This window comes from Paraburkholderia lacunae (assembly GCF_003353175.1).
In the GTDB taxonomy this organism is placed as follows: Bacteria; Pseudomonadota; Gammaproteobacteria; order Burkholderiales; family Burkholderiaceae; genus Paraburkholderia; species Paraburkholderia lacunae.
Window position 1 is genome coordinate 1 of the sequence record NZ_QHKS01000047.1, and the last position, 22,228, is coordinate 22,228.

Here is a 22,228-nt window from a genome sequence, read left to right on the forward strand (position 1 = left end):
CGCCTATCCGGTCGTGCGGCAAGGCGTGCTGGCGGGGGTTGTCGATCGCGCGGTACTGGAAAAGATGCGCGATGACGCGCCGAACGGGACGCTCGACTCGCGTCTCTACGACATGTTGCAGCATCGCGCACCCACGTTTGCATTGCCCGGTGAAACTTGCCGGCTCGTCGCGACGCAGCTTGCGGTGCACGGTCTCGAACGGCTGCCCGTGGTCGCGAATTCCAACACGTTGCAACTGGTCGGCATCGTGTCGCGCAGCGATCTGATCAAGCCGTCTCTTGCCCACTTCGACGAAGAGCACAAGAAAGAACGCTTCCGGCGCTTGCGGCTTCAGCCCGCCAAGCGGCACTTTCCACCGGTTCCGTAAGCAACTGGCACGGATGTGCCGTTCCTCCGTGCCCTTTCGGGGGCACGCCCCTCCTGTCTTGTCCGCTGATTCAGCACCCATTCCCTGGACAATACCGTCCCCGCACTGCGAAGCCATGTCGTGCTCCTCATGGCTGTTCCGCCATCGCTTCAAAGACTCGCGTAGCGCAAGCCGCAACCGGGAACGGGGCTCGTACACGTGACATCCAACACCATACCGACGATCGAAGCGAGCCGCATTGCGTGCGGCCGGTTCGGACTCGCCGTCCTATTCAGGAGACGCGACATGAAAATGATCAGCGCAGCGCTGTTCGGCGCACTCACGTTGACCGGCCTCCCAGGCTGGGCACAGAGCGCCGGCCCCACCGATCCCCAGATCGCGGCCATCGTCGTGACCGCCAATCAGGTGGATATCGACGCGGGCAAGCTCGCGGAGTCGACAACGAAGTCGAAGGATGTCAAAGCGTTCGCGCAACGCATGGTCACCGATCACAGCGGCGTCAACAAGGCCGCCACCGACCTCGTGCACAAGCTGGGCGTGACGCCGGAAGACAATTCGACGAGCCAGAGCCTCAAGCAAGGCGGTGATACGAACCTGGCCAACCTGAAAACGCTCAAAGGCATGGCGTTCGACCGGGCGTATATCGACCACGAGGTGACCTATCACGAGAGCGTTCTCGATGCGCTGGACAAGACGTTGATTCCGGATGCGCAGAACGCGGAACTGAAGGCGCTTCTCGTCAAGGTGCGTCCGGCCTTCGTCGCACATCTGGAGCACGCAAAGCATCTGCAGGCGACGCTGGGCAAGAGCGGTGGATGATCGGACACGCCGCGCGGCCGGAAAGCGCCGGGGCAAGATACGTCCCGGTGGCGGTGTCCTTGTCTGCGCTCTCCTTGCGATCAGCGCGACTTTGCTGGCCGGCGTTTCAGACGCCGCAGCCAAAACGTATCTGATCGTCATCGAGCAGATGCGTTTCGATCCGCCGGTGCTCACGGTACACCGCGGGGATCGTGTGGTGTGGGTCAACAGGGATCTGTTTCCTCATACGGCGAGTGCCATGTCGAAAGCGTTCGATTCACACGAAATCTCGCCGGATGCATCGTGGAGCTACGTGGCACGCCGGCCGGGCAGCTATCCTTACATGTGCACCCTTCACTCCACGATGCGTGGCACGCTGATCGTGCAGTGAAGGATGAGCAATGAATTAAGCGAGCCGGCGAGGCAGTCACGATGAACACGGCTGAAGCACAATCCACATCTCCCGCGGACGACGAACGCGAGGCAGTCCGCAGGATCGTTGCGGGCGATCGATGCGCGTTCGAATTGCTGATGCGCCGGCACAATCGGCGGTTGTATCGTCTGGCGCGCGCCACCTTGCGTAACGACGCGGAGGCGGAGGACGCGCTGCAGGCGGCGTATCTGTCCGCCTACAGATCGATCGCACGGTTTCGTGGCGATGCCACGCTCCTCACCTGGCTGTCCCGTCTTGTGCTCAACGAATGCTATGGACGACTGCGCCGGGAAGCACGCCGTCAGAACGTGATTCCGATGGTGGACGCAAACGCTCATGTCGATATCGATGCCATGATCGCGCAAGATTCCGATTCCCCAGACAAAGCGCTCGCGCGCGCCGAACTGCGAGCGTTGCTCGAGCGCAAGCTGGACGAACTGCCGGAAGTCTTTCGCGTCGTGTTCGTGCTGCGCGCGGTCGAGGAAATGAGCGTCGAGGAGACCGCTCAATGTCTCGACATCCCACAGGCGACGGTGCGTAGCCGGCATTTCCGCGCGAAGAGCCTGCTGCGCGAATCATTGGCGCACGAGATCGATCTCGCCGAGCGCGACCTGTTCGAATTCGGCGGCGCCCGCTGCAACCGGGTGGTCGCCAACGTACTACAGCGGGTAGCCGACGAGGACGACCATAGCAGTGGCGGGCACTAGCCACCTCAATTGGCTGCCGTTCACTTCCGGGAGGGATTTGCCTGCACCTTGCCGGCAAATCGGAAGGAGACACGATGAGCAACGCACGTGCGCACCGTCGGTACAAATCGATGGTCCTCGCCGGAGCCGGTCGCGGTGTCTGGGCGACGCTGGTCATTCTCGCCGTGGCGGCAAGCTCGAGCGGGCAAGCGCGGACCATCAAGGTCGTGTCGGGTACCTATGGCAAGAACTGTGGCGCGTCACGCGGCAACGCGACTGAAAACCTCGCCCATCAGTGCGACGGTCTGGAGACCTGCCGGTATATGTTGCACGAGGCTCCCACGGGTGCTCCATCCGTGGGGTGCCACAACGACTTCCGTGCCGAATGGCTATGCACCGACACCGAATTCCATATCGCCGCGCTCAGCCCTGAAGCCGGCTCGGGCAGCACGCTGGTGCTGAGTTGCGCTGCAGAGGCCGGCGCGGGCAAATAGTCACCGCCGTCCAGGCGGCCATGCCTCGACAGGAAGAGAACCAGGCCAGTTCGCAGTGCGGCACGGGCGCTTTCAGGCCCTCTGAAGAATGTCGATCGCCTTTTCGGCATCGTCCAGCGAATCGACCGCGAGATAAGCAATGAACTGTGTGCCAAGCACGGCAGCCGAAACGCCGCGGAGGTTGATCCCCCCTTCTCCCAGCATCTGGGTCAGTTGCGCGATGATCCCCAGTTGGTCCAGACCCATTACACGGACGGAGTGAAGGCTCGGGGTGACGCTGAACCCCACCTGGGTAGCGGCACGGATCTCACCCTCGCCTTGCAGCGGTGCGACAAACACAATCCCCTTGCCCGCCGCTTCCGGCGTGCGGCGTGCGATGACGAACTGCAAGTCAGCGCCAGCTTCCCGCAAAGCGTTTAATACTTTCGCAAGGCCGCCCGGTTTATCTTCGATGGGAGCGGCCCAAACATCGACACGTTCTACGCTCAGTTCCATGGCAGTCCCTCCCGCCTGATACCCCTCAATAAAATCTAGTTCACCAACTGCACGCGAGCAAGACCGGCAGCGTATGCGACACATGGATATGCCGGGACTCCCCGGGCCGGCGCCGCCGAATTCGATGTTATGCCGCGCCGACACTCTGCAGCCCTTCACCCGCCCAGCACTTCCACCATCTGCGCATTCAAGCCATTGACGAAAGCGTGCTCGTCAGGTCCCGGGTTGCCGCGGAACTGCTTCGCACCTTCGACCAGAACCTCATCCACATCCGTTCCGAGGACAGCGATCGTTTCATCGATGAAGGCATCAAGCGGCATCGCCTGGTCGGCTTCGCGGCTGTTCATCAGGTCCGTGCGCACCCAGGGCGGTGCGATCTCGAGTACGCGGACCTTCGTATCCCGCAGCATGAAGCGTTGCGAGAGGATGTACGAATGCAGCGCCGCCTTGGTCGACGAATACACTGCCGTCACCGCCAACGGAACGAAAGCCAGCACCGAGCTGGTATAGGCGACGACCGCGTCATTCCGGGTCTTGAGGTGATCGATCAGCGCCGACGTCATGCGGATCGGTCCCATCAGGTTGGTCGTGATGGTGGACACCATCAGCGCGTCGTCGATGTGGCCGCCCGCCTGGTCAGGCAGCATGATCCCTGCGTTGTTGATCAGCACGTTGAGATCGGGATAGTCCGCGATCAGTTGCGCCGCGACCTTCTCGATGCTGGCCGGGTCGGTAATGTCGAGCTCGATAGCAGCCATGCCGGGATTCGCCGCCACCACCTCGTCGAGATGACTGCGCCGGCGGCCGCTGATGATGACCTTGTTGCCGCGCTGGTGGAGCGCCTCGGCTAGCCCGCGGCCAATGCCTGAACCGCCGCCCGTGATGAAGATCGTGTTTCCAGTGAGTTTCATGATCGTTGTCCTGTTGATGTTGCTGTCGTGGGGGGTGGGGTGGTCAGGCCGTGAACCGGTCGCCGAACATCGGCAAGCCGCTCACGGATTCGGCCTTGGTCGCTTCGTCCTGAAGGACGTCCCAGTGCTCGGCGAGTTTGCCGTCTTCAAAGCGGACGATGTCGGCTGCAATCCACGCAGCGGGCCTGCCGATCCCGGAGAAGCGGCCATGTGCGATGACATGGTCGCCCTCTGCCACGATCAGCTGATTCTCGTAGCGCGCGGTGTCAGGCAACGCGCGAACCAGATTGAACAGGCCGTCGCGTCCAGGCGGGATATGGGCGCTGTGCTGAACGTAGCGGTCCGACCAGAAGCGCTCGGCCGCGACGTAGTCGCGCTTGTTGAACAGGGTGTCGAATGCTTCCAGCACGAGCGCCTTGTTCTGCTCAGGGGTTGTCTTCGTCATGTTGAGGCCCTCTTTAACGATTCAGGTAATGACGCACTCCGGCGTCGGATAGCCCTTCCGCCTTCTTTGCCTGGACGTTCAGGCAAAGAACGCTATACTCAAGACAATGGTGAATGACATTGTCATTGGGATGGATTGTGGTTGCCCACCCTGGCAATGTCAATGGTGATCGACATTGTATTTTTCGATGGATCTGATTGAGCCGTAGTCGGCCAAAGGGAGGAAGAGTGGGTGTTTCCAGGCAGCAGGCGGTTGAGAACCGGCGCGCGATCGTGGCAGCCGCCGAGAAGCTGTTTCGCGAGCGCGGCGTCGATGCGGTCGGGCTCGCCGAGCTGATGAAGGCGGCAGGCTTTACGCAAGGCGGTTTCTACAACCACTTCAAATCAAAAGACGCGCTGGTCGCCGCGGTGATTGAAAAGGCGATGGAAGAAGGTGGCGAGACTTTCGCCGCCATAGTCGAAAGCGCCAGGTCAGCTGACGCCAACCCGGTCAGGCAACGGATCGAGTGGTACCTCTCACCCGAGCATCGCGCGAATATCGATGCGGGGTGCTCCCTGTCGGGTTTTGTAGGCGACGCCCGCCGGCTCGGCGACGCGGCGCGCGGCTCTTACGCAGCAGGTCTCGCGGCGAACCTCGGTGAATTCGCCAAGGTCATCGAAGAGACGGAGGGGATCGGCGAAGGCAGCCGCGGGAAGGCGATCACTTTGTTCAGCCAGATGGTCGGTACGCTGCTGCTTTCGCGTGCTGTTGCGGACATTGACCCGGCGCTCGCGGATGAAATACTTGAGGAGGGTCGCCAGCATCTCCTCGCCGCCGTGGACAAGCAACCCGCAATTCAATCACGCGGAGCCTCGCGCCGACGGCGCGAGGGCCGCCAGCGCACCTGAGAGCGCGGCAGCCGAGGCAACGATGCAATCGCCCTCGGTGCCACAAGAAACAGCGCAGGGAGTGCAGAAGCTCAATGCGGGGCTCTGCTCCATTCCCGCCAGTACTGACGGTAATCCAGCTCTCTAAGCCGTCTTCGGCGCATTAGCTCCCGGTGGTAGTGAACGGCGACGAACACGGTTGCCGTCACCAGCACGAATGAACCTACGACGATCGCCATTGCTTCACTCATCGGAACCTCCCTTGCTGATCTCTCGGGTTCACTGCAGGTGTTGCCCACCGTTGATCGCAATGTTGGCGCCGGTCACAAAGCCCGCTTCGTGCGAGCACAGGTACAGCACGAGTGCGGCGACTTCGTCGGGCTGTCCGAGCCGGCCGACCGGAATCTGCGGAATGATCTTCGTCTCGCGGATTTCCTCGGGCACCGCCATCACCATCTTCGTCGCGATATAGCCGGGCGAGATCGTGTTGACGGTGACGCCTTTCTTCGCCACTTCAAGCGCCAGCGATTTCGTGAAGCCNTCTTGTCGAGCTTCTTGAAGCTGGCGTCGCGCGTGATGCCGGCGTTGTTGATCAGGATGTCGACCGGTCCGACTTCGGCGCTGATTTGCGCCATGCACTTTTGGCACGAGTCGTAGTCGGCGACGTCGACCGCGTAGGCGCGGAATTGCCGTCCCTGCGCCTCCATCCTTGCGAGCCACTCGTTCGCACCGGTGTTGCCCGGCGAACAGGTCACTACGACCGCATACCCGGCGTCGTGCAGCTTGATACTGATCGCTTCGCCAAGTCCGCCCATTCCACCCGTCACCACCGCGATTTGCTTTGCCATCGTAGCGTCCTCACAAAAGCTGGCGTCATGCTCTCGTGGAGCAAGACGGCCTTAAGTCCAGGAATTGGATGTGCTGAAAACTGGAATCCCTTACCCATCAGGAATCCTTCATACAGAACAGAAACCGCGCGGTGGGCATTGCTGCCCACGCCGGTCCTATCGCTTCGCGCCGTCGGCTACGGGAGTCTGCTCGGGCTTGCTTCGCACGGCCTTCGACGCTGTGGCCGTAACTGCTTCAAAATTACTCTCGGCAGCGTGCACGGCCTGCTGCGCCGTCTTCTGCAGCGATTCGCACAGGGTCGTGGTGGCGCTAATCATGGATTTCCACGCAGCGATCGCGGCTTCCGAACCTGCGGGACCATTCTTCGCCGCTTCCTCGACGAGTGTCTGCACGCGGCCGTTGTACCGCTCGTAGTGCGCCTGTGCGACTTGTGCGACAGAGGCCTGCGTGGTCGACGCGATGTCGAACACTTGCCGGCCATATGACAGCGATTTTTCCGCGAAGGGCCCGGTGAAACCCGCTTGCAGCGCGAACCACTGCTGCGGGTCCGTCGAGCCGGGCGCCTTCGTGAATTTCTCCTGCGCCTCGGCCAGCGTGGACCTGACGACCTGCAGGTTCAACGCGACGAGTTTTTCGACGCCTTCAAAGACCTTCCCGCCCACCTCGAAGAATGCGTCGAGATTGGCCTTTGCGGCAGCGACTTGCTCAGTGTTCGATAGAGCCATTGTTGAATTCCTCAAAATCCGGTCCGGCACGCGAAACCCCGATCGAACGGATGGGTTGCGGTGGATCGCGATAGTAGATAAACCGAAGTGCAACGACGCTTGCCACGCAGCACGCGTCGCGAAGACTTCGGACGATCGTTACATCAACAGGCACAACAAACCAAACTCCAACCGGGAACCCAATTCCAGCAGCGACGCTTCGTTCATGACTGTTGCTTCGGCGCGCTCGCCGTGTGGTGCTGCGGCGCTCGCGTCGAACATGGGGACCGCAAACGCCGCGATTTCATTCGGGGCCGGGAGGTGGACCCCGCCAATGTCTAGCGCATCCGGGCGACGGCCTTGAGAACGGAATCGCCGTCGCTGGTGACATGAGCACGTCGGTGTCCTGACGCGAGATTTTCCAGTGATATGAGTTGCCGCTCGAACAGCGTGTCGAGCTCGGCACGGCCTAGATCGATCTGATCCGGCGCGGCCTTGATGAGCATTAAGGTAGCGAATTCATGGGGACTCAGCATTTCGTCTCCTCGATTTAGTCTGTCTGTGCGGGAAGTACTACTTACCCTCTCCAGTGCGTATGCCCGGCAAATATTCCTGCCGTCTCCGTGAAGCGATCATTCGAGAAATCGAATCACGGAGACGCCATCATAACCGCTCAATTTCCGAATGCAATATGCGGAATGCTTTTATTGGCACAGCCGATTTGTCTGTTGAATGCTTTTGCATCGCATAGCTGCACGTTGCCGCCCACAACGCAACTGCGGACGCCAGCAAATGCCTGACTGGCAAGGCTCTCGGCTGATATTGGCTACACTCCGGGTTCTGGACGAACGACTTGGTCAATTATGTCTATTGAATTGATTTAGTCGAGCGAATTCATATTTGAATATTAAATTTATAGGCTAGCGCTTTCCTGAAGACGGATATCGCTAAACCGAAATTGCGAAATATTTATTACAGCCGCATAAATTTTCCATGCTCCCTGAATTTCAATCAGCGCAAAGACTCGACAATCGTCGACTTCTGCCGCTGTCGCGAAGGAACGGGAGTTGACTTGATCGGCACACAACCGTGTCGGCTGCGTGAGGTGTATGCGCGCAATCCTGAACAGCACCGGTCGCTGCGAAGCGCGTGCTCAGCAGGACAGCGATATTCGTCCGCCCACTCCGGCCTCGCCAGCAGTCTGTGGTTTCGCTGAACGTAGTCAAATACCAGGCTTGAGGCGGGACGTTCCGCGTCTCTGAGAGAGGTATGATGGTCGTTACTGGTCACGTCTGCGTAGGAGGAAATCATGCCCTCAAACCCGACCACACGACCGAGTCACCGGCCAGGACTTCCGAACCACGCCAGCCACGGCGTGATGCCAGACACCGGCGCGCCTGCTCCTAAACCTGCGCCACGCACGCCGGATAACGTTCCTGATGCCGCAGAAGCGGAGCCGGTCCCGCACGAGCATCTACCGAGCAGGTCTGACGATAATTGAACTACCCGCATGTCGAGCCTGACACGGGCCGTCCGTGTTCAGTTCGGCCAACCTGGACGAGCACGAGGTCGACGTGCCGCCCGCTCGCCGACGCCGAAGTCGGCAACTCAAAACCCTGGAGGTTTAGCGAATTCGACCAGATGAATCCATGCTTCGTCTGTTCGAATTCCGACTAGCCAGGTATCGGAGGTCATCATGGAGTACGAGTACCGCGGCTGGGTCATTGACGCAACCCCGGATTTCTCGCTTGGTCAGTTCTTTGCGCACGCGCGGCTGATCCGCGCGTCATCTGACGATGACGCGGACGCTGAAATGCACATCGAGCGCAATCTTGCCTGGTTCGACAATGAAGAGGAGGCAATCCAGGTTGCGCGCAAATGGGCGATTGCGTGGATCGATGCGCGCAGCGGCAACATCGCCGGCACGGACACTGATTCATCGACACGGCACAGCACAATACCAGCCAGAACCCCGGCCAAATGACAGTCCGGGTACCTCATCCGGGCACCGGACGACCGGCCCTGTAGCCATTCAGCAACGCCTGCGTCCACGATCGACACAGGGCCGCCCCACAACAGATGCGGCAGTTGGGCTTCTCGCGAATACTCAGACGAGATACCTGATTGCTTAAGAAACGCCGATGTGTAGGATGGAACCAACGTCAGCGCCCCTTGCGCGACGTGTGTGTTCAGGCCGCAGCAACGTCTGCGGCCTCTTTTTATAGATTCGGAATCTCTCCAGCGTTTGCGCGAACCATCCGGTGCCACCGCGCAAACAATCCGCGCAGACTCACCGAAGGGAAAACGGCGGCCTCGGGTGTCGCCGGCCGTCGATATGGGCCTTTGCGTATTCAACGGCAAACATGCACGCCGCGCTCTCGGATGCGAAATAACCAAGAATGCCAAACGCTTCGCGTTTGCCGTTCCGGTGCGTGACGATCGCTGTTGCTGCGTAGCCTGGCATCGAAATTGGGGCTAGGGGCATGATCGTCGATGTCTTGTACTCCACGGAATCAGCGTGCATGGCATGTCGCTCCTTGTGGTCGCTCGGCGCACCGACTGTGGCGCCTCGCGATTTCTATCCTAGGACAATTCCGGGCCGATCAAAAGATGCACGACCGAACTGACCGCAAGGGTCGGTTGAAGCGGTGTTGACTCCGGCACGCAACAGTTTCGGACTGGACGGCAACGGCGTGCGCGCCTCCCTTCGAGACCATGCCGGGTCAGCCCGACGGGTTCCTTTCAGGCCCGATAGAATGCTCGCACCTCTCTTTGCAAGGACCGCCATGCCTCGTCTGGATTGGCTTAGCCGCTTGCTCGTCATGATGCCCGTCAGCGGCCAGCTTGAAATCCGCTGCTCCTATGGCGCACCGTGGCGTATTGCCTACGATCGCGCGACTGCCGGCGAGATGCCCTATCACGTCGTGCTTGGCGGGTCAGCGATCCTGGAGATTCCCGGCAGTGGAGCGCCACTGCACCTCGCAGCGGGCGATATCGCGCTGCTGTCTCATGGCTCGGAGCATGTCCTTCACGACGGCAGCGGCGCACCGCCCTTGCCGGCCCGCACGCGCGAAGGCGTGAACGTGGAAATCAGTGAAAACGCCGGAACCGGCGATCGCCTGGATATGCTTTGTGGCCGCTTCGTCCTCGCGCCGCCGCACGATCGCTTGATGCGCGACTATTTCCCCGCCACGCTCGTGGTGCGGGCCTCTGCTCAAAGCGATGTATCCAGGCAGAACGCGACTTCCGCTCAGTTGGCAACGCTGGTCGGGCTGATCCGCGCAGAATCGACCACGACTAGCGTGGGTGGGCATGCGATGCTCAACGCTTTTTCAGCGGCACTTTTCACGCTGACATTGCGTTTGGCTAGCGAATCGGGCGCAGCGCCTTTCGGCCTGCTGGCCCTCGGCGCACATCCACGCCTCGCACCCGCGTTGACGGCCATGTTCAGTGAACCTGCGCATCCGTGGACCCTTCCCGAATTGGCGCAGCTTTGCAATATGTCGCGTGCTACGTTGGTTCGTCAATTTCAGGACAAAGTGGGGCGTTCAGCCAACGATCTGCTGACCGATATCCGGATGACCCTCGCGGCCAATGAACTGATGAAGCCATCGACTTCCACCGAAAGCGTGGCTGAAGTGGTGGGCTATCAATCCCTTGCGGCCTTCAGGCGTGCCTTCACGCAGCGCATGGGCATGACGCCCGGGGATTGGCGCCGTTCGGCGCGCATACCGGAGTGAGAGGGGCCGAATGCCTGAAGTGATAGGAGCAGGCGCTGAAAAAAGAGCGCCTGCCCGTTGCCGCATTACTTGACCGGCGGGAAGTCCACGTCGGTGTCGTTGATGCGGTTAAAAGTGTTCGTGAACACGATCAGCGCGATGGCCAACGTGATTTCCACGAGTTGCGCGTCGGTGTAGCCGGCCGCCTTGATCGCCGCAAACTCGGTTGCGGTGATCGTGCCGCTGGTTTGCTGCAGGTTCCGCACGAAGCGCACCAGCGCGTCGCGCCGGGCATCCCCGGTAGGCTGGCCCGCACGGATCAGCTTGAGCGTCTCCGGCGACAGACCCGCCATCTTGCCCAGCATCGTATGCGCCGCCAGGCAGTAGTCGCATCCTGTGAGCTCACTGACGAGCACTTTGATCGTCTCCCCTTCCTGCTTGCTCAGCGTGCCCGATGCCAGCACGCCTTCGGCATTCAGGTACGTCTTGAGCACTTCGGGCGACAGCGCGCCTAGCGCGGCGAACAGATTGGGAACGCTGCCTGCTGCCTTCCTGACCTGGGCATAGACTTCGGCGGTGGCGCCGGTGGCGGATGCGACATTGGGTACAGTGATTCGGCTCATCGTGTTGCTCCTTCATCAGGTGGGTAGGAGTCTCCACTTTAGGCCGACGGGATGATCCTTATAAGACCTTAAATGCTCGATTAAATGCTCATTAGTATCATTTGGCGGATTGCCCTACTCGCTTGATTGGCCAGCCCAGCGGCCCGGGAGCCCACGTGACCTGAGCCGGCGCCGTCGTGCGCCCTTGGTTTCCAGCCGGACCGACGGCGTTCGCATGGTTACCCACGGAGGACCCACGGAGGAGAAGCAGGCGCGATGCGCACAGGTTGTCGCTCATGCCCGCGTCGATGCCGCCGGCCGTCAGGACGGCAGGGAGTGACCGTTCGCCAGACTTGGGGCCTGTCGAACGGCGACAAGACAAAGAAAGACGAGCCGATCAGAACCGGACGCGCATGCCCAACGTCACGGCAGTCTGCTGATTCGTATCTGAAGCGCTCAGCCCGTTGATCACCGCGTGAATGCCGCTGTTGCCCGTATTGCTCACGTGCTGATACACGCCCTCAACATAAACGTCGGTTCGCTTCGACAGCGCGTATGACGCCTGCAGGCTGAACTGATTCCACTTCGGGTTCACGCCGTCGATCCTGCTGTCCGTGTAGGTGTACGAGCCGGCAAGGGTCACGGCCGGCGTCAGGTAGTAGCGTGCGTTCAACTCGTAGTTGTTGAAGCGCGCACCGGAACTGCCCAGCGAAAGCCCACTCGACGTACCGGATGCCGAAGCGCCGATGCCCGTCAGACTGTCCAGGTGCGTCTGTGTGAAGACCATCCCCACCACCGCCTGCCCGAACGCGTAGTTGGCGCCCACGCCCCAGGTCCGCTGGGACTGTGCGGTAAACGTCGAATCGTCGCTCACCGCGCCGCTTGTGTTGGTCGACGAACCGCTGTTGTTGAGTTGCAGGTAGCCGGCCGCGATATTCAACGGGCCGTAGTTATACGACGTACCGAAGCTGTATGCACGGTTATTCGCAAAGCCGCCCGACTGGTTCGAGAAACCATACAAGCCGCTGAACTTTAGTCCTCCGTAGTTAGCGCTCTGATACTTGGCCGAATTGCTGATACGGAACGAGTTATCCAGATTGTCGTTGTCGTACGGGTGTGCCGCGTGCGTGCCGCCGGACGACGTGCCGGTCAGCGCAAGCGGTCCGAGATAGTCGACAACGGAATCATACTGACGGCCCAGTGTCACCGCGCCGTACTGATCGCTCGACAACCCGACGAACGCCTGACGGCCAAATTCGCGCCCGCCTTGGCCCAAGCTGCCGTTCGTCACGTTGAATCCACTTTCGAGCGTGAAGATCGCCTTCAGTCCGTTGCCCAGATCCTCCGACCCGCGCAGCCCCCAGCGGCTGCCGTTGACCGCGCCACTCGTCTCCTGAAAGTTGCTGTGCCCGCCCTGATTGCTGGTGTAAGTAATTCCCGCGTCGATCAAGCCATAGAGCGTCACGCTATTCTGCGCATGGGCAGCACCGGCGAACAAACCGAGTACAGAAAGTGTGAAGAGTGACTTCTTCATGGGCAATTCTCCGAAAACTGATGCTGCTGAATAAGTTGTACAGAATGTCAGGCGCGACGATAGTCAAACCCTTTACGGGTTCTGCCATTCACTGCGAATCGGACCGGCGACGCACGCCAGTCGCAAACGGATTTAAGCGCACTATTCATCGTGCGCCGTCGCCTTTTGACAACGTGCGTGATTACCGGCTGTTTCAGGTTTGCGCGAGTGACATGGCACGCACAGCCTGTCGAAGCACTCGCGTGATCCGCGTTGCGGCGCTGCGGGCCGTGTCGTACAAGAGATGGGGAGGCTCGGACAAGTCGATGCGATACGCGTGCTCAACGGGTGAGCTTGCCCGGGTCCGTTACAGGTTGGTGATCTTCGAAAGTTTTTTGAAGATTGCGTCGGCGTTATCAGGCGCTGTAGCGTTTTCCGCCGGCATCGACCGGCGCGATTCGTTCAAAGAATCGCACCGGGAAAACAATCGCCATGGACGTCTAATGCAGCACGCAAAATGCGCCTGTCCGCACATCGATCCACATCATTCGACCATCTTTTTTGTGGCTATACACAAGCGCGCGGGACTCGCGCTGACTATTGAGAAAACCCAATACGGCGTGCAAGGTATGTCTGCCGCGGTAACGCAAGGATCGCGTCGCGTCCCCGCTCCCGCTAACGATCACAATTGGGTTGATACGCACCATACGGGAGATCTGATCCGGCGTTGCAGCTGACATTTCACGCTCCATTTTGAGTGGTTACGTGAGGAATAACGTCGCGATTGCCGGGAGCTTGAGACAAGGAAAGGTTGCGTAAGATCATCGCGTTTCGGGACGCGCTAACTATTGGTAAGGACTGCGCGGTGCACGTCCTTTTTTCCGGGTATTCGCCGGGTTTCGAATCAGGATAATTCGAAACGTACCGCTGCTTGTCCGGCGGGAAAGCAGCGGTCCTCCTCTCGACAAACAACGGGCGCTTGAATATTCCATGCAGCGCCACCCATCCGGCAAAGGAAACGATAAATGCGGCGAGTCATCGTCCTGGCAGCACTGGTGGTGCTGTCCCAGCTTCAAGGTTGCGCGACGTCGTTGGAAACGTTCCTTTTAGGCACGGTGGCTGGTACGGCGGTCGGCATTGGCGCGGTCACCTGCCTCGTCGCGTGTCATTGAATTTGAAGCATTCGGCAACGCCACCAGCAGATCGTTGAAAACCGAGCGATGAAACGCGACAGTCGGCTGGTTGCCGTGAATCAGCAGAAACTCGCCGTTCGTTGTGACTTCGAGCCCGCCAATCGAATGGACATACACGGTCGATGGATCAGACATCGGATTCTCCATCGCGGTGCGACGGAGAGTCAGCGTGCTCTCCGCCTCTCACCGGCACCTCGGTTTGTACCGCGGTGTAAAGCGGCGAAGCTGTCGCCAGCAGTTCAGAAAACAGCGGAGAAGAACTGGCACGCAGTACTGCGGCGAGCACGTACGGAGACATGGATTGATTTGAAAATTGCTTCATCATGAGCGACCTGTTCCCGTGAGACGAAGAATGTCCATCTCACGATAGCGCCTGCTGGCCGTCCATGCGTTACGACTGATCTACCAATTCTTGCTCTTGTAATCTTACGAGCGGCGAAGCGGGACAGATCAGCGCTTCGGCAAGCCCTTCCGCCGGCGTGTGCGTTTTCGCTGCAACATAGGCCCCGCGTGCCTTTTTATCGTGGCGAGATGACCCGAAGCGGCCCATTCGATCCCTCAGCAACGACGCACAACTCGGTCCCGCCGGAAAACCCACTCAAGATAGCGTTACGAATTCGGATAGATGGAAAGTTTTTCGTAGCCGGTGCAAGGCGCCGCTCCCTATCCTCTTTGAAACTCGCATCGAGACATTCCTCATCTATCACCCATCCGCGTACAAGGAAGCAAAGTGGCCCCGAAATAGCGGGAAGCCTGTTGCCGCGGCTTCTTGATGACCAAGGTCTGCAACACTCCCTTCCACGTCGATCGAAAACGACGACGCGCCTGATGTTCACGCTTGAGAGAGACGCGAAGCATCTCGCGGGCGGCGATACGTTCCGTAGTTGCAGCGAGTCCGATGCGCTGGCGACTACTCGTCTGAACGTGCCGAATGTTCGGAGAGGAAGCGGCAAACAGTGGCGTGCAGCGCTTGCACACCGGGGCTCGATTCGAGTGCGCGCCAGCAGCCGTGCACCAGTCCGGCACCGATCCACCATTCGGCCTGACCGCCCGCCGCGTTGATGCGCCCGGCGAAGACGCGTGCATCGTCGCGTAGCGGATCGTGTTCGGCGCCGATCGCGAGCGTCGGCGGCAGACTATCGAAGCGGGTCGCGTCGAGCGGGACGGTCCATGCCGTGGGTGGCGTCGTGCATGCGGCGCCGGTTAGCTTGCCCCAGTAGAGGTCGCGAAAGGCGTGGACGTCGGCGAGCGTGAGCATCGGCGCGTGCGCTTCGCTCTCGCGCGCGGGCAGTTGCGGTTCGATGCCGAGCAACGGATAGATCAGCGCGAGTCCACTCACCCCCTGAATACCGCGATCACGCAACCGCATCGCGACACTGGCGGCGAGAGTGCCGCCGGCGCTATCGCCCGCGAGTTGAAGCGGACCATTTTTGTCCTGTAGCGATGCGAAAGGTAGACGGTGCTCCAGTGCCGCGAGCGTAACTTCCAGACAATCGTCGTGCGCGGCAGGCGCGCGGTGCTCGGGCGCGAGACGGTAATCGACCGCGATCACGTCGAGACCGGTATCCGCAGCGAGACGCGCGGTCACGAGTTGATGACTGTCCAGCGACCCAAGCACGAAGCCGCCGCCGTGGAAGTACAGGACCGTCCCGCGGCGGCGTGCGCTTGCCGTGTCCCGCGTGCTCCCGGTATTCCCCGTGTTCCCGGCGTTCCCGGCGTTCCCTGCGTTTCCGGCGTTTCCGGCGTTTCCAATGTTCCGATAGAGACGCAGCTTGATCGGATGCCCTGCGCGCGCTTGGAACACAGCGTCTTCGGTGCTCACCTCCGGCGGCAACGCAGGCGTGAACGCTGCCGCATAGCGATCGTAGATCGCGCGCTGTTCATGCGGCGGCAATAGCGCGGTATGCGCCGGATAAATCGACGCAGTCCGTTCGACGAACGCGGCGATGGCCGGTTCAAGCATGCTTGCTCTCGCCCTTCGGCCCTTTGACCGGCAAGCCGATCGCGCGGCCCGCGAAGGCGGCCGGCGGCAGCGCGGCCTGCGCCTCGGCCAGCGCCCGTACGCGCGCTTCGACGTCCGGGTCGAACGGCGCCGCGCGCGGTCCGCTCGTATCCACATGCAGCAGCATCTGCTCGCCGGCGGCGACCGGTTCGGCGCCGTCATCGGCGAACATTTCCAGGTACAGGTGCAAGCGCTTCGTATCGTGCGCGAGCACCCGCATGTCGACGCGCACCTGCGCGCCCTCCTTGATCTCGTGCAGATAGTTGATGTGCGCTTCGAGCGTATAGATCGAGCGGCGGCGCGCTTTACGCGCCGCGTCGGGCAAACCGATCCGATCGATCAGCGCGTCGGTGGCGAAGCTGAAAATCAGCATGTAGAACGCGTCGCGCAGGTGGCCGTTGTAGTCGACCCATTCGGCGCGCACCGTATCGCGATAGTTGGGCAACTCGACAGTGTTCGGCATGTGCAATGGTGTCCTTCATCTGTGCAGGCTGCATCGGCCTGCTGGGAGGCCAGGCCCGGCCGATGCATGGTGCGCTCAAGTACGCTGACGTGTGCTTCCGCCGCCGCGCGCCACGTGTAACGCGTCACTCATCCGGATGCAAACCGTGGCGCGCTTTCGCCTCATTGATGGCTGTCAGCACGCTCGTGATGCAGTCGTCGCGATAGCGCTCGAGCTGCTTGATCGAGCGCGGACCGACCTGTTCGGCGGTGCCTTCCACGACGCGATCGATCAGTTCGCTAGTGAGCTTCGGCGCTACCAGTTTAGTCCATGGCAACTCCAGCGCCGGGCCGAACTGCTGCATGAAGTGACGCATGCCCGCATCGCCGCCTGCCAGCGTGTAGGTCAGGAACGTGCCCATGAACGACCAGCGGATGCCCGCGCCGAAGCGGATCGCATCGTCGATTTCTCCGGTGGTCGCCACGCCCTCGTTGACCAGATGCAAGGCCTCGCGCCACAGCGCTTCGAGCAGACGGTCGGCGATAAACCCCGGCACCTCCTTGCGCACCCGCAGCGGCCGCATCGAAAGCGAACGATAGATGTGCAGCGCGGCGTCGATCGTTTCCGGCGCGGTGTGCGCGCCGCCGAGCACTTCGACGAGCGGCAGCAGATACACCGGATTGAACGGATGCCCGACGATGCAACGCTGCGGATTGACAGCGCGCGCGTAGAAATCGCTCGGCAACAGCCCCGAGGTCGACGATGCAACGATCGCATCGGGTTTCGCCGCGCGGCTGATCTGCTCGTGCAACGCGAGTTTCAATTCTTCGCGCTCCGGCGCGCTCTCCTGGATGAAGTCCGCCTCCGCCACACACGCTTCGATCGTGCTGACGAAACGCAGACGCGCTTGCGAAGCGCCTTGCGCCAAGCCCGCACGTTCGAGCGCCGGCCATGCATACGCGACGTTCTCGCGCAACTGCTTCTCCGCGCCGGGCGCCGGGTCCCAGGCGAGCACATCGAGACCATGCGCGAGCGCGCGCGCCACCCAGCCGCTGCCTATCACGCCCGCCCCAATCGCTGCAAATGTTTTGATATCGACGATCACTGCCATTGCTGACGATCCTTTGCCTTTCAGGTTTTCAGATTCAGGGTTTCAGATGCTGAACACGTTGGACACTGCGTTGCTTCAAGTGCATTGCTTCAAGCGCGTTGCTTCAAGCGCATTGCTTCAATGCGCATTCCTTCAAGCGCGTTGATTCAAGCGCACTGCTTCACGCGTACTGTCCGGCCGCGCGACGCTCCAACTGCCGCTCGCCGCGTGCGGGCAGGCCGAGTTTCCTGCGTCCTTCCGCAGGCGTCAGCGCGCGTCCGCCGAGGCGTTCGATGATCTCTACCGCGCGCTGCACCAGCGTGCCGTTCGTCGCATGCACGCCTTTATCGAGCCAGATGTTGTCTTCGAGGCCGACGCGCACGTGGCCGCCGAGCAGCATCGCCTGCGCGACCATCGGCATCTGCATGCGGCCGATGCCGAAGCCGGCCCACTGCGCGCCGGGCGGCAGGTTGTCGGCCATCGCCTTCATCGTCGTCGTGTCGGCGGGCGCGCCCCATGGAATGCCGAGGCAGATCTGAAACAGCGGCGGCGCGTCGAGCAAGCCTTCCTTGAGAAGCTGCTTGGCGAACCACAGGTGTCCTGTGTCGAAGATTTCCAGCTCCGGCTTCACGCCGAGTTCCTGAATCCGTTTCGCACCGGCGCGCAATTGCGCCGGTGTCGATACATAGATGTAGTCGCCGTCGCCGAAATTGAGCGTGCCGCAATCGAGCGTGCAGATTTCCGGCAGCAGTTCCTCGACATGAGCGAGCCGCGTCAGGCCGCCCACCAGATCCGTGTTGGCGCCGAAGCGCATCGGCTCTTCGCCTGGGCCGATCTCCAGATCGCCGCCCATGCCGGCGGTGAGATTGATGATCACATCGGTGCCCGACGAGCGGATCCGGTCGACCACTTCGCGATACAGATGCGGATCGCGGCTGCCGCGCCCGGTCTTCGGGTCGCGTACGTGGCAATGGGCGACGGTGGCGCCGGCTTTGGCTGCTTCGATCGCAGCTTCGGCGATCTGCTTCGGCGTGACGGGAATGCCCGGGTGCCTGCCGACCGTATCGCCCGCGCCGGTGACCGCGCAGGTGACGATGACTTCATGATTCATACGTGCTAAATCCTGTGAATTGACAATGCGTGTTTCGAAGGCGACTGAGTGAGCTGACGGCCCGGTGCCTCAGAGACCGAGATACGCCTTCACCGCGGGCAGGCCATCCTTGCCGTCGTAGGTCTTCACACCGGCAAGCCATGCATCGAGTATTTGCGGGTTCTTCTTCAGATACGCTTTCGCGGCCTCGGCGGGCTTTTCCTTGTTCATCACCGACTGCATCACGACGTTTTCCAGTTGCGTCGTAAAGCGCAGATTGCTCACGAGCTTGCCCGCGTTCGGGCAACGCGTCAGAAAGTCGGGGGACGTCAGCGTATAAACGCGTGCTTCGCCGTCGTTGGGACCGAACACGCCCTCGCTGCCGGTCAGATACTTCATGTCGATCTGGATGTTCATCGGATGCGGTTCCCAGCCGAGAAACACCACCCACTTCTTCTCGCGGATCGCGCGATCCACCGACACCAGCATGCCGGCTTCGCTCGATTCGATCAGCTTGAAACCGCCGAGGCCGAACTGATTGGTCGCGATCATTTTCTGAATCGCCGCATTCGCGCTGCTGCCCGGCTCGATGCCGTAGATCTTGCCGTCGAGTTCCGCGCGGTGTTTGGCGATGTCGGCGAAGGTCTTGAGGCCCGCGTCGTATTCATAGGTCGGCACCGCGAAGGTCGCCTTGGCGCCGGTCAGGTTCGGCGGTTGCAGCACCTGAATGGACTTCGAGTCGACGAACGGCGCGATGGCTTTTTCCTGCACGGGCCACCAGTAGCCGAGCGACACGTCGAGCTGCTTGCTCTTGAGCCCCGCGAACGAGATCGGCACCGAAGCGACGGTGGTGACCGGCTGATAGCCGAGCCCTTCGAAGACCGTGGAGGCGAGCGCCGTCGTCGACGTGATGTCGGTCCAGCCGATATCGGCGAAGTGGACGGCGCGGCAGGCGGCCGGATCCTGTGCGAACGCCGGCGCAGCGACGGCTGCGGCAGCCACGCAAACAAGGCGGGCAAGATGAGCAAGCAAGGTTTTGATGCGTGACTTCATGACGTTCCCCCTTTCGGACACGTTTTGCAGCGTGTTTCGAATCAGGCCGCGCACAGGCGGCCCACCAGACTTACGTGATACGGCTCGAGGCGCTGAATCAATCCAGGAGTGACCTAAAGGTAATGCCCCATTTTCCCGCCGAAGCGACCGCCAGCGACCCGTACTTGTCCGCGTGCGACCATGAGGGAAAACCAGCATTGCGTGCAATGCTGCGCAACAGCGGCGCCGCGATGATTTTTGGCGTGTCTTGCCGGTCCGCGCGCGGCTTGCTACGCTCGCCGGAAAACCGGGGGCCGGCCATCCGGAGTTGGCCGTCCGGAGTTGGCCGTCCGGAAGCGGCCATCCAGAGCTGGCCACCCGGTACCGGCAACCCCGCGTCCGCCTGCGTCTTTCCTCAGTCGAGTTCCCGCACGATGCCCGAAGATATTTCGTTTCTGCTGCTACCGGGCTTTTCGGCGCTCGGCTTCATGTCGGCGGTCGAGCCTTTGCGGGTCGCGAACCGCTTTCGCGGCGATCTCTACCGCTGGCACATTCTGAGCCTCGACGGCGCGCCGGTGGCGGCCAGCAACGGCATTTCGATGAACGCCGAGGCGGCGATCGGCGACGTCGAAAAAGCTCAGACGCTCTTCGTCGTGGCCGGCTTCGATCCGCTCGCCTGCTATACGCGCGCGCTGGGCGATTGCCTCAAGCGCCTCGAGCGCGCCGGCGCGACGCTAGGCGGCATCGATACCGGCAGTTTCATCCTCGCGGAAGCCGGCCTCTTTCGCGGCCCGGACAGTTTGACCGTGCATTGGGAAGCGCTGTCGGCGTTCCGTGAGCGTTATCCCGCGCTGGACGCGAGCCAGGAGTTGTTCGAAATCGGCGCGCGGCGCATCACCTGTGCGGGCGGCACCGCGTCGATCGACATGATGCTCGATCTGATCGGCCGCAAGCACGGCGCGGCGCTGGCCTCGGCGGTGTCGGAGCAGTTTGTCGTGAGCCGGATCCGGCAACGTTCGGATCATCAGCGCATGGAGATCGCGGCGCGCTACGGCGTGCACAACCGCAAGCTGATTCAGGTGATCGGCGTGATGGAGCAGCATATGGAAGAGCCGCTCACGTCGGACCGGCTCGCGCAGGAAATCGGCGTGACCCGGCGGCAGCTGGAGCGGCTGTTCAATGCGTCGCTCAAGGACACGCCGACGCATTTCTATCTCCAGCTGCGGCTCGACCGCGCGCGCGAGTTGCTGCAACAGACCGATATGTCGATCACGTCGATTTGCGTCGCCTGCGGATTCGAGTCGCCCTCGCATTTCTCGCGAACTTATCGCGCGCGCTTCGGCGCGAGTCCACGAAGCGACCGGCATCCGCTGAGCGGCAGCGGCGGCGGCGGCGCGCCGTCAAACGCCAAGGCGCACGCGGCGGCTGCCGCATGAACCCACTCAGCGCAAGCCGCCCGCACTGCGTCCGTTGAAACTGGGCAAATTGCCGTTCATCGGGTCGAAGGTCGTCGCCGGCTTCGGGGGCGCTTTCAGCGCATCGGTGTTCGAATAGTTGCGCATGACAGGCGGCAAATAGAAGAATTTCCAGCCGTCATAAGTCTTCTGGTCTTCGAAGTCCTCATGACGCAGGGGAAACCCCGCGTGCTTGATCGGCACATCCGTGGAACTGCTATGGACGCCATAGATGCGGTCGCCCTGGCGCATGAAAACCCAGTCGTTCTTGCCCGTGATCGGATCCGGATACGCTTGCCGTAAATGATGCAGGGGCACCGGAACGCGGGTGTCCTCGAGCAGATCGTCGATCGAGGCGGGCAGCACCCGTCCGGCGCGGTAGTAACGAAGAATCGCCAGCCGGTACTGGTCGCCGACGAACAGCAACTGCCGCTCCCGCTCGCGCTGCCGCTCCAGCGACCACACATCGAGCGCGCCGGCCAGCGCAATCGATATCAGCATCAACGCGATCAGCAGGGTCAGCAGAACCAGCCCGTCCTCGCGCGCCGTGACACCGCTGACACCGTGCAGCCGCTGCCGCTGCCGTTCGCGTTGCCCGGCACGCCGCGCCGGGCACCCGCGCGGATGCATCGGACAGGCTCGCTCGTTCATTGCGCAGCTCCCGCCTGATCCCTGGCAGCGCCTTGCGGGCTGCTCGCCGGCGCGATGTCGTACACGCCCGTCTTGGTTTCGTCCGGCGAGGCAATCGCAGCCCATTTGTCGTCGCCGTTGACCGGGTCGACTGGAATCGCACGCAGATAGTGCTTCGTGACCAGTTCGTCGAGCGTCTCCGGATACTGGCCGTTATCGCCGTAGAACTTGTCGATGGCGTCGCGCATCACCGCGACGTTCTGCTGACGCACCTGCTCCTTGCCGCGCTCGATGCTGTGCATGTAGCGCGGCAAGGCGACCGTCAGCAGCAGTCCGATGATCGCCATCACGACGACCAGTTCGATCAACGTGAAGCCGCCAGCCTTGCGCGCGAGAACGGATTTCATGATGCA

The 22,228-nt window shown here is 61.5% G+C and carries 27 protein-coding genes and 1 pseudogene; 10 read left to right on the forward strand and 18 right to left on the reverse strand.

Annotation, left to right across the window (positions count from 1 at the left end; genetic code table 11):
- From DLM46_RS36340 to DLM46_RS36360, 5 genes are all read left to right on the forward strand, one after another.
- On the forward strand, positions 1-367 hold a 367-nt coding region (locus DLM46_RS36340), incomplete at its 5' end, for a CBS domain-containing protein (protein WP_115109341.1).
- Between the two features lie 285 nt (positions 368-652).
- Complete coding sequence (locus tag DLM46_RS36345) at positions 653-1,186, forward strand: DUF4142 domain-containing protein (protein ID WP_115109343.1); 534 nt, start codon at positions 653-655, stop codon at positions 1,184-1,186.
- Between the two features lie 79 nt (positions 1,187-1,265).
- On the forward strand, positions 1,266-1,556 hold the full coding sequence (locus DLM46_RS36350; RefSeq protein ID WP_115109416.1) for a cupredoxin domain-containing protein: 291 nt from the start codon (positions 1,266-1,268) through the stop codon (positions 1,554-1,556).
- A 41-nt stretch (positions 1,557-1,597) separates the two neighbouring features.
- Complete coding sequence (locus DLM46_RS36355) at positions 1,598-2,305, forward strand: RNA polymerase sigma factor (protein WP_115109346.1); 708 nt, start codon at positions 1,598-1,600, stop codon at positions 2,303-2,305.
- 74 nt (positions 2,306-2,379) lie between these two features.
- The gene (locus DLM46_RS36360) at positions 2,380-2,778 is read left to right on the forward strand and encodes a hypothetical protein (RefSeq protein WP_244306511.1); all 399 of its coding nucleotides are present in this window, start codon (positions 2,380-2,382) and stop codon (positions 2,776-2,778) included.
- Between the two features lie 72 nt (positions 2,779-2,850).
- Here DLM46_RS36360 and DLM46_RS36365 read toward each other — a convergent pair whose 3' ends face one another.
- From DLM46_RS36365 to DLM46_RS36375, 3 genes are all read right to left on the reverse strand, one after another.
- Positions 2,851-3,273 (reverse strand): ACT domain-containing protein, encoded by a 423-nt coding sequence (locus DLM46_RS36365; protein WP_115109348.1) that lies wholly within the window; start codon positions 3,271-3,273, stop codon positions 2,851-2,853.
- Positions 3,274-3,428: 155 nt separating this feature from the next.
- Positions 3,429-4,184, reverse strand: coding sequence for an SDR family oxidoreductase (locus tag DLM46_RS36370; RefSeq protein ID WP_115109350.1), 756 nt, complete (start codon positions 4,182-4,184; stop codon positions 3,429-3,431).
- Between the two features lie 43 nt (positions 4,185-4,227).
- On the reverse strand, positions 4,228-4,629 hold the full coding sequence (locus DLM46_RS36375; RefSeq protein ID WP_115109352.1) for a nuclear transport factor 2 family protein: 402 nt from the start codon (positions 4,627-4,629) through the stop codon (positions 4,228-4,230).
- A gap of 227 nt (positions 4,630-4,856) precedes the next feature.
- Here DLM46_RS36375 and DLM46_RS36380 point away from each other — a divergent pair, with 227 nt between their 5' ends.
- Positions 4,857-5,516 (forward strand): TetR/AcrR family transcriptional regulator, encoded by a 660-nt coding sequence (locus DLM46_RS36380; RefSeq protein ID WP_115109354.1) that lies wholly within the window; start codon positions 4,857-4,859, stop codon positions 5,514-5,516.
- 258 nt (positions 5,517-5,774) lie between these two features.
- Here DLM46_RS36380 and DLM46_RS36385 read toward each other — a convergent pair.
- The 4 genes and pseudogenes from DLM46_RS36385 to DLM46_RS36395 all read right to left on the reverse strand — a co-directional run bounded on the left by DLM46_RS36385 (position 5,775) and on the right by DLM46_RS36395 (position 7,584).
- Positions 5,775-6,343, reverse strand: a pseudogene (locus DLM46_RS36385) (SDR family oxidoreductase).
- Positions 6,344-6,499: 156 nt separating this feature from the next.
- The gene (gene phaP / locus DLM46_RS36390) at positions 6,500-7,069 is read right to left on the reverse strand and encodes a TIGR01841 family phasin (RefSeq protein ID WP_115109357.1); all 570 of its coding nucleotides are present in this window, start codon (positions 7,067-7,069) and stop codon (positions 6,500-6,502) included.
- Between the two features lie 138 nt (positions 7,070-7,207).
- Positions 7,208-7,330 (reverse strand): hypothetical protein, encoded by a 123-nt coding sequence (locus DLM46_RS41060; protein WP_279635266.1) that lies wholly within the window; start codon positions 7,328-7,330, stop codon positions 7,208-7,210.
- Between the two features lie 56 nt (positions 7,331-7,386).
- Positions 7,387-7,584, reverse strand: coding sequence for a hypothetical protein (locus DLM46_RS36395; RefSeq protein ID WP_115109359.1), 198 nt, complete (start codon positions 7,582-7,584; stop codon positions 7,387-7,389).
- Between the two features lie 1,160 nt (positions 7,585-8,744).
- On the opposite strand from DLM46_RS36395, the gene DLM46_RS36405 reads away from it, so the two are divergent.
- The gene (locus tag DLM46_RS36405) at positions 8,745-9,032 is read left to right on the forward strand and encodes a hypothetical protein (protein WP_115109364.1); all 288 of its coding nucleotides are present in this window, start codon (positions 8,745-8,747) and stop codon (positions 9,030-9,032) included.
- An 802-nt stretch (positions 9,033-9,834) separates the two neighbouring features.
- Complete coding sequence (locus tag DLM46_RS36415; protein WP_115109368.1) at positions 9,835-10,788, forward strand: cupin domain-containing protein; 954 nt, start codon at positions 9,835-9,837, stop codon at positions 10,786-10,788.
- Between the two features lie 65 nt (positions 10,789-10,853).
- On the opposite strand, the gene DLM46_RS36420 is transcribed toward DLM46_RS36415, so the two are convergent.
- Positions 10,854-11,390 carry a carboxymuconolactone decarboxylase family protein gene (locus DLM46_RS36420; RefSeq protein WP_115109370.1) on the reverse strand — a complete coding sequence of 179 codons (537 nt, stop codon included), beginning with the start codon at positions 11,388-11,390 and terminating at the stop codon, positions 10,854-10,856.
- Positions 11,391-11,766: 376 nt separating this feature from the next.
- Complete coding sequence (locus tag DLM46_RS36425; protein ID WP_115109373.1) at positions 11,767-12,903, reverse strand: porin; 1,137 nt, start codon at positions 12,901-12,903, stop codon at positions 11,767-11,769.
- Between the two features lie 20 nt (positions 12,904-12,923).
- On the opposite strand from DLM46_RS36425, the gene DLM46_RS39765 reads away from it, so the two are divergent.
- Positions 12,924-13,619: a hypothetical protein gene (locus DLM46_RS39765; RefSeq protein ID WP_165848150.1), complete on the forward strand. Its 696-nt coding sequence runs from the start codon at positions 12,924-12,926 to the stop codon at positions 13,617-13,619.
- A gap of 369 nt (positions 13,620-13,988) precedes the next feature.
- Here the strand turns inward: DLM46_RS39765 and DLM46_RS39770 are convergent, their stop codons facing one another.
- The 7 genes from DLM46_RS39770 to DLM46_RS36460 form a co-directional block, all read right to left on the reverse strand.
- Positions 13,989-14,210, reverse strand: a complete 222-nt coding sequence (locus DLM46_RS39770) for a hypothetical protein (RefSeq protein ID WP_165848151.1) — start codon at positions 14,208-14,210, stop codon at positions 13,989-13,991.
- The gene (locus tag DLM46_RS36435) at positions 14,203-14,400 is read right to left on the reverse strand and encodes a hypothetical protein (protein WP_244306514.1); all 198 of its coding nucleotides are present in this window, start codon (positions 14,398-14,400) and stop codon (positions 14,203-14,205) included. Before DLM46_RS36435 ends, DLM46_RS39770 begins: the two co-directional genes overlap by 8 nt.
- Before the next feature lie 585 nt (positions 14,401-14,985).
- A complete protein-coding gene (locus tag DLM46_RS36440; RefSeq protein ID WP_115109375.1) occupies positions 14,986-16,038 on the reverse strand; it encodes an alpha/beta hydrolase in 1,053 nt (350 codons plus the stop codon).
- Positions 16,031-16,540 (reverse strand): thioesterase family protein, encoded by a 510-nt coding sequence (locus tag DLM46_RS36445; RefSeq protein WP_115109377.1) that lies wholly within the window; start codon positions 16,538-16,540, stop codon positions 16,031-16,033. Before DLM46_RS36445 ends, DLM46_RS36440 begins: the two co-directional genes overlap by 8 nt.
- Positions 16,541-16,664: 124 nt before the next feature.
- Complete coding sequence (locus DLM46_RS36450; protein WP_115109379.1) at positions 16,665-17,630, reverse strand: L-carnitine dehydrogenase; 966 nt, start codon at positions 17,628-17,630, stop codon at positions 16,665-16,667.
- Positions 17,631-17,790: 160 nt separating this feature from the next.
- Positions 17,791-18,720 (reverse strand): 3-dehydrocarnitine:acetyl-CoA trimethylamine transferase CdhC, encoded by a 930-nt coding sequence (gene cdhC / locus DLM46_RS36455; protein WP_115109381.1) that lies wholly within the window; start codon positions 18,718-18,720, stop codon positions 17,791-17,793.
- Between the two features lie 69 nt (positions 18,721-18,789).
- Positions 18,790-19,752: a choline ABC transporter substrate-binding protein gene (locus tag DLM46_RS36460; RefSeq protein WP_115109425.1), complete on the reverse strand. Its 963-nt coding sequence runs from the start codon at positions 19,750-19,752 to the stop codon at positions 18,790-18,792.
- Between the two features lie 413 nt (positions 19,753-20,165).
- Here DLM46_RS36460 and DLM46_RS36465 point away from each other — a divergent pair, with 413 nt between their 5' ends.
- Entirely contained in the window at positions 20,166-21,167 is a 1,002-nt protein-coding gene (locus tag DLM46_RS36465; protein WP_244306515.1) for a GlxA family transcriptional regulator, read from the forward strand.
- A 6-nt stretch (positions 21,168-21,173) separates the two neighbouring features.
- Here the strand turns inward: DLM46_RS36465 and DLM46_RS36470 are convergent, their stop codons facing one another.
- A complete protein-coding gene (locus DLM46_RS36470; RefSeq protein WP_341868625.1) occupies positions 21,174-21,836 on the reverse strand; it encodes a type II secretion system protein in 663 nt (220 codons plus the stop codon).
- Positions 21,833-22,222 (reverse strand): type IV pilin protein, encoded by a 390-nt coding sequence (locus DLM46_RS36475; RefSeq protein WP_115109429.1) that lies wholly within the window; start codon positions 22,220-22,222, stop codon positions 21,833-21,835. The genes DLM46_RS36470 and DLM46_RS36475 overlap by 4 nt, the downstream gene beginning before the upstream one ends.
- Positions 22,223-22,228: the final 6 nt, after the last annotated feature.